At 49.8% G+C, this 4,953-nt stretch carries 6 protein-coding genes and 1 riboswitch; all 6 genes read left to right on the forward strand.

From position 1 onward, the window contains the following. The first annotated feature begins 165 nt into the window (after positions 1-165). The 6 genes from mazG (at position 166) to queE (ending at position 4,873) form a co-directional block, all read left to right on the forward strand. Positions 166-1,686, forward strand: coding sequence for a nucleoside triphosphate pyrophosphohydrolase (gene mazG, locus AZ66_RS26860; RefSeq protein WP_044357686.1), 1,521 nt, complete (start codon positions 166-168; stop codon positions 1,684-1,686). Positions 1,687-1,873: 187 nt separating this feature from the next. After that, positions 1,874-2,146 (forward strand): HU family DNA-binding protein, encoded by a 273-nt coding sequence (locus AZ66_RS26865; RefSeq protein ID WP_044357687.1) that lies wholly within the window; start codon positions 1,874-1,876, stop codon positions 2,144-2,146. After that, entirely contained in the window at positions 2,146-2,424 is a 279-nt protein-coding gene (locus AZ66_RS26870) for an RNA-binding S4 domain-containing protein (RefSeq protein ID WP_021260693.1), read from the forward strand. The genes AZ66_RS26865 and AZ66_RS26870 overlap by 1 nt, the downstream gene beginning before the upstream one ends. A 256-nt stretch (positions 2,425-2,680) precedes the next feature. Next, positions 2,681-2,724: riboswitch (PreQ1 riboswitch) on the forward strand. A 174-nt stretch (positions 2,725-2,898) separates the two neighbouring features. Beyond that, entirely contained in the window at positions 2,899-3,666 is a 768-nt protein-coding gene (gene queC, locus AZ66_RS26875) for a 7-cyano-7-deazaguanine synthase QueC (RefSeq protein WP_082061756.1), read from the forward strand. Then, positions 3,663-4,151 carry a 6-carboxytetrahydropterin synthase QueD gene (gene queD / locus AZ66_RS26880; RefSeq protein ID WP_044357688.1) on the forward strand — a complete coding sequence of 163 codons (489 nt, stop codon included), beginning with the start codon at positions 3,663-3,665 and terminating at the stop codon, positions 4,149-4,151. The genes queC and queD overlap by 4 nt, the downstream gene beginning before the upstream one ends. Next, complete coding sequence (gene queE / locus AZ66_RS26885) at positions 4,148-4,873, forward strand: 7-carboxy-7-deazaguanine synthase QueE (RefSeq protein WP_021260690.1); 726 nt, start codon at positions 4,148-4,150, stop codon at positions 4,871-4,873. The genes queD and queE overlap by 4 nt, the downstream gene beginning before the upstream one ends. The last annotated feature ends 80 nt before the right edge of the window (positions 4,874-4,953 follow it).

A 4,953-nucleotide genomic window follows, 5' to 3' on the forward strand; every position in this document is an offset into this window, starting at 1 on the left:
GCCATAGCACTCGGTGCAGTTCGGCCGCAGGAACTGGCCGAGCTGCCGCGAATCGGGCCGAAGCTTGCTTCATTCGCTGCGCGATTCTCGCCCCGCATGTGATTCTGTGGGCAGAAGTGTGGGGAATAATACACAGTGATGCAACAATCGAAGGGAGATTCATTCATGCCTGGAACCATTACTGTCGTCGGGCTCGGCTCCGGCGATGAAAGCCAATTGACGTTAGCCGTATGGAACTTGCTGCGCGAGGCAAAGCAATTGTACGTACGCACGGCTGACCATCCGGTAATCGCATATTTGCAACAGAATGATGTCGCATTTCGCTCATTCGATTCCGTATATGAAATGCAAGACGATTTCCCATCGGTGTACAAAGAAATTGTTCGCCAATTGATGGCGGCTGCTGCTGTCAGTCCCGACAATCCGATTGTGTACGCGGTTCCTGGGCATCCGATGGTCGCAGAGTCAACGGTTCGCTTGCTGCGGGATCAATGCTCGGAACAGGGCATTGATCTGCGAATTATCGGGGGAGAGAGCTTCCTGGATCAGGCGTTCCTACGTTTCGGATTCGATCCGATTGAAGGGTTCCAACTGCTTGATGCGGCTGGACTGCAGGCTGATGGCTTGAACCCAAGGTTGCACACCGTGATTGGACAAGTGTATGATACGTTTACAGCGTCTGATGTGAAGCTGGGACTGATGGAAGTATATCCGGAAGACTATGAAGTCGTAGTAGGCCATGCGCTTGGCGTAGAAGGCATGGAGCATATGCAGCGTATTCCGTTGTATGAGCTGGATCGCATTGAAGGCTACGGCAACTTATCCTTAATTTGGGTTCCACGCACCGACAGGGATGAAGTGCGCAAGCGCACATTCGGTCGCCTGCATGAGATTGTCTCGATCCTGCGAAGCCCTGGAGGATGTCCATGGGATCAAGAGCAGACGCATGAATCGATTCGCAAAAATCTGATCGAGGAGACGTATGAAGTACTCGAAACGATTGATGACGATGATCCAACTGCGATGCAGGAGGAGCTCGGCGATTTGCTGTTGCAAATTATGCTGCATTCCCAAATGGAGGAAGAAGTGGGGACATTCAGTGTATACGATGTCATCCAATCGTTGAATGAGAAGCTTATTTTCCGCCACCCGCATGTATTTGGTAATCAGCATGCAGAAGATGTCGAATCCGCGCTTGGGACATGGGAACAGATGAAGGCAGAGGAGCAGCAGATCAAGGGAATTGCGGACGCGAGACCTTCCGTACTGGACGGTGTGCCGCGTGATTTGCCTGCGCTCATGAAGGCCTATAAGCTGCAGAAAAAGGCGGCTAAAGTCGGATTTGACTGGGACAATGCCAAGGATGTACTTGACAAAGTGGCTGAAGAATTGCAAGAATTGCGAGAGGCGATACGAGATGCGGGATCGGATCAAGACGATGCCGTGAAGGATGAAGAGCTGGATCATGCGCGCGAGGAACTCGGCGATCTATTATTCGCTGTCGTGAATGTATCTCGGTTCATTGACGCCGATCCAGAAGAGTCGTTAACATATACGAACCGTAAATTTGTACGCCGATTTCAATACATCGAAGAACAACTTCGTATAAAGGGTAAATCTTTTGACCAAACTGATTTACTAGAAATGGAGCAATGGTGGCAGGAAGCGAAGCGCTTAGAGCCATAATGCTTGGGGTGCAGCGGACTACTGCTCTCTATTTTTCGTCAAAATATGAAAAAATGCCGCACCCGGGAAGGAATTTGGTGATGAAGCAAGAATACATACAAGCATCAACATTCCAAGGCTCGGGCAAGCGCCTGTAGACCATTATTCATTTCAACTATGAAAAAGAGGAATTGGGAGGACAATACACATGAACAAAACAGATTTGATCAACAACATTTCCACAAAAAGCGGTTTGACTAAGAGGGACGTTGAATCCGTGCTGAACGGCTTCTTTGGTGAAGTAACAGACGCTTTGGCTAGTGGCGACAAGGTTCAATTGATCGGCTTCGGCACATTCGAAACACGTAAGCGCGCTGGCCGCACAGGTCGCAACCCGCAAACAGGTAACACAATCGAGATTCCTGAATCTACGGTTCCTGCATTCAAAGCGGGCAACAAGCTTAAAGAAGCTGTAAAATAATGCGTCTAGACAAGTTCCTGAAAGTATCGCGGCTCATCAAGCGTCGTACTGTCGCGAAGGATGTGTCCGAGCAGGGGCGTGTTGAACTGAATGGCCGTGAAGCGAAGCCGAGCACGACAGTGAAGGTCGGCGACGAGATTACGGTACAATTCGGGCAAAAGCTCGTCACCATCCGGGTAGAGCGTCTCCAAGAGACGACGAAGAAGGAAGAGGCGGCGGGCATGTATACGCTGCTGAAGGAAGAAGCAATTCCAAGAGACAACGGATTGAACTGGTAACAGCCAGTCCATTGCGATAGAAATGCATATTCCAACGAGCAAGGAAGCGGTTATCCGTCTGAAAAGACGGAACCGCTTCTTTTGATTTGATAGGAAACATTCAGTGGTGTTGAGCAGTTGTATATAGGTCTCTCCTTGATATGGAGCATTATGGGTATTCAGTGACGGTGCTGTCATGCTAAGGACATACACGCTATAATGGAATAAGTAATCCCACTGAGGTGGGATTCAACATCATAACATTCCGTGCTACAGCACGGGAGAGGTTCGCAATCTCCCTCTATAAAAAACTAAGGCTGACAGCATCCTACAGGGCTATCTTTCCTTAGTGCTGTCTTTTTTGTGCTTACAGGGGCTGTTCATTGGCTGAAGTCAACTAATAGCCAACTAATAGCAACCCGAACAAGCACAGGCCTTCTGTCTTAGAAGACCCTTCTATAGGGTTGTGAGGGGACAGGAAAGGATGAAGAACACATGAAGCAAGTAAAAGAACAAGTAAGTAACAACCACGTTTCCTCAGCCAGCGAAGCGGCTTGGAATGCAGATTCCCGCATCCAAGCACATGCAGGGCGGAAGCAAGGCAAAGCTGTCGTCGTCTTTAGTGGCGGGCAAGACAGCACGACCTGTTTGTTTTGGGCACTGCAGCGATTTGAGGAAGTAGAAACGATCACCTTTGACTATGGACAACGCCATAAGTCAGAGCTAGAGCATGCGAAGGCGATTGCTGGCAAGTTGGGTGTACCGCACCGGATCCTCGACATGTCCTTGCTCAATCAACTGGCTCCCAATGCGTTGACGCGAGACGACATCGCAATTGAACAGGAAGAAGGCGAACTTCCGAGCACCTTTGTGGAAGGACGGAACTTATTGTTCTTCTCCTTCACCGCTGTCTATGCAAAGCAGATTGGGGCACGTCATATGGTTACAGGTGTATGTGAGACGGACTTCAGTGGTTATCCAGACTGCCGCGACGTATTTGTCAAATCACTCAATGTAACGCTGAATCTGGCGATGGATTATGGATTCGTACTGCATACCCCGCTGATGTGGCTGGATAAGGCAGATACGTGGCGTCTCGCTGACGAACTCGGTGCCTTCGACTTCGTTCGTACCGAGACGGTAACTTGCTATAACGGACTTCCGGGAGATGGATGCGGGGAATGCCCATCTTGCAAGCTGCGCAAGGCAGGGCTTGAACGTTACCTGATGGAACGTAAGCAAGAGGAGGGGACAAGCCGATGAGTACTCCTGGTCCATTCCGTATCGTCGATAAGCTGCAAGTGCTGGGAGCCGATATTTCACAGGAATCGCTGCGTTATCATCGTCACCGGGTACTTGTGAGCAAAGAGTTTACCTTCGATGCTGCCCACCATTTACATGCTTATGAAGGCAAATGTAAAAACCTTCATGGGCATACGTACAAGGTTGTTTTTGGGTTAAGCGGATTTGTAAATGAAATCGGGCTGACGCTCGACTTTGGAGATATAAAGGAGATTTGGAAGGATAGGATCGAGCCTTATCTGGATCATCGTTACTTGAATGAAACACTCCCACCGATGAATACAACGGCAGAGAACATGGTCGTGTGGTTGTATGAACGAATGCAAGGTGCATTGCAAACTGAACCTTACGCAGAGCGATGCGAAGGGGGAAGAGTAGAATTTGTGCGGCTTTATGAGACTCCGACCAGCTATGCGGAAGCACGACGGGAGTGGATGGAGCAATGACGATCCCTGTTCTCGAAATATTTGGCCCTACTGTGCAGGGAGAAGGGCTTTTAGTCGGCCAGAAGACGATGTTCGTCCGTACAGCCGGCTGTGATTACCGCTGCTCTTGGTGTGATTCTGCCTTTACATGGGATGGTTCTGCCAAAGATGACATCCGTCAGTTGACGGCAGATGCTGTTATTGAAGAGCTGGATCGTCTGGCTAAGGGGCGCTATGGGCATGTTACGATCTCTGGCGGCAATCCTGCTTTGCTGGAAGGTATGGACGAGTTGGTTCAACGTCTCGGCGAACGCGGGGTTCGCACGGCTGTAGAGACACAGGGATCACGCTGGCAAGACTGGCTTTTGGATATTGATGACGTCACGCTGTCTCCGAAGCCGCCAAGCTCTGGGATGGGTACGAACTTCACACGCTTGGATGAGATCGTAGGCAAGCTATGGAATCGGTCTGCACGCAAGGGACTGTGCCTGAAGGTCGTTGTGTTCAATGAAGATGACATGCAGTATGCGATAGAAGTTCATGAACGCTATCCTGAGATTCCATTCGTCATGCAGACAGGGAATGAGGATGTTCATAGCGGAGATGACGGGGAGTTGGTACAGAAGCTGCTTCGACAATATGAATGGTTGATTGATAAGGTTGCCTTAGAACCGCGCTTGAACCAGATACGGGTGCTGCCTCAGCTGCACACATTGGTGTGGGGCAATAAGCGTGGCGTCTAGCGCGATGACTATCTCTACCTACACAGATGAAATGGTGTTCTAGATACAATTACGGCTCGTACAACTCATGCAGGATTACA

It is taken from the genome of Paenibacillus sp. E194 (genome assembly GCF_000935845.1).
GTDB classification, from domain to species: Bacteria; Bacillota; Bacilli; order Paenibacillales; family Paenibacillaceae; genus Paenibacillus_B; species Paenibacillus_B alvei_B.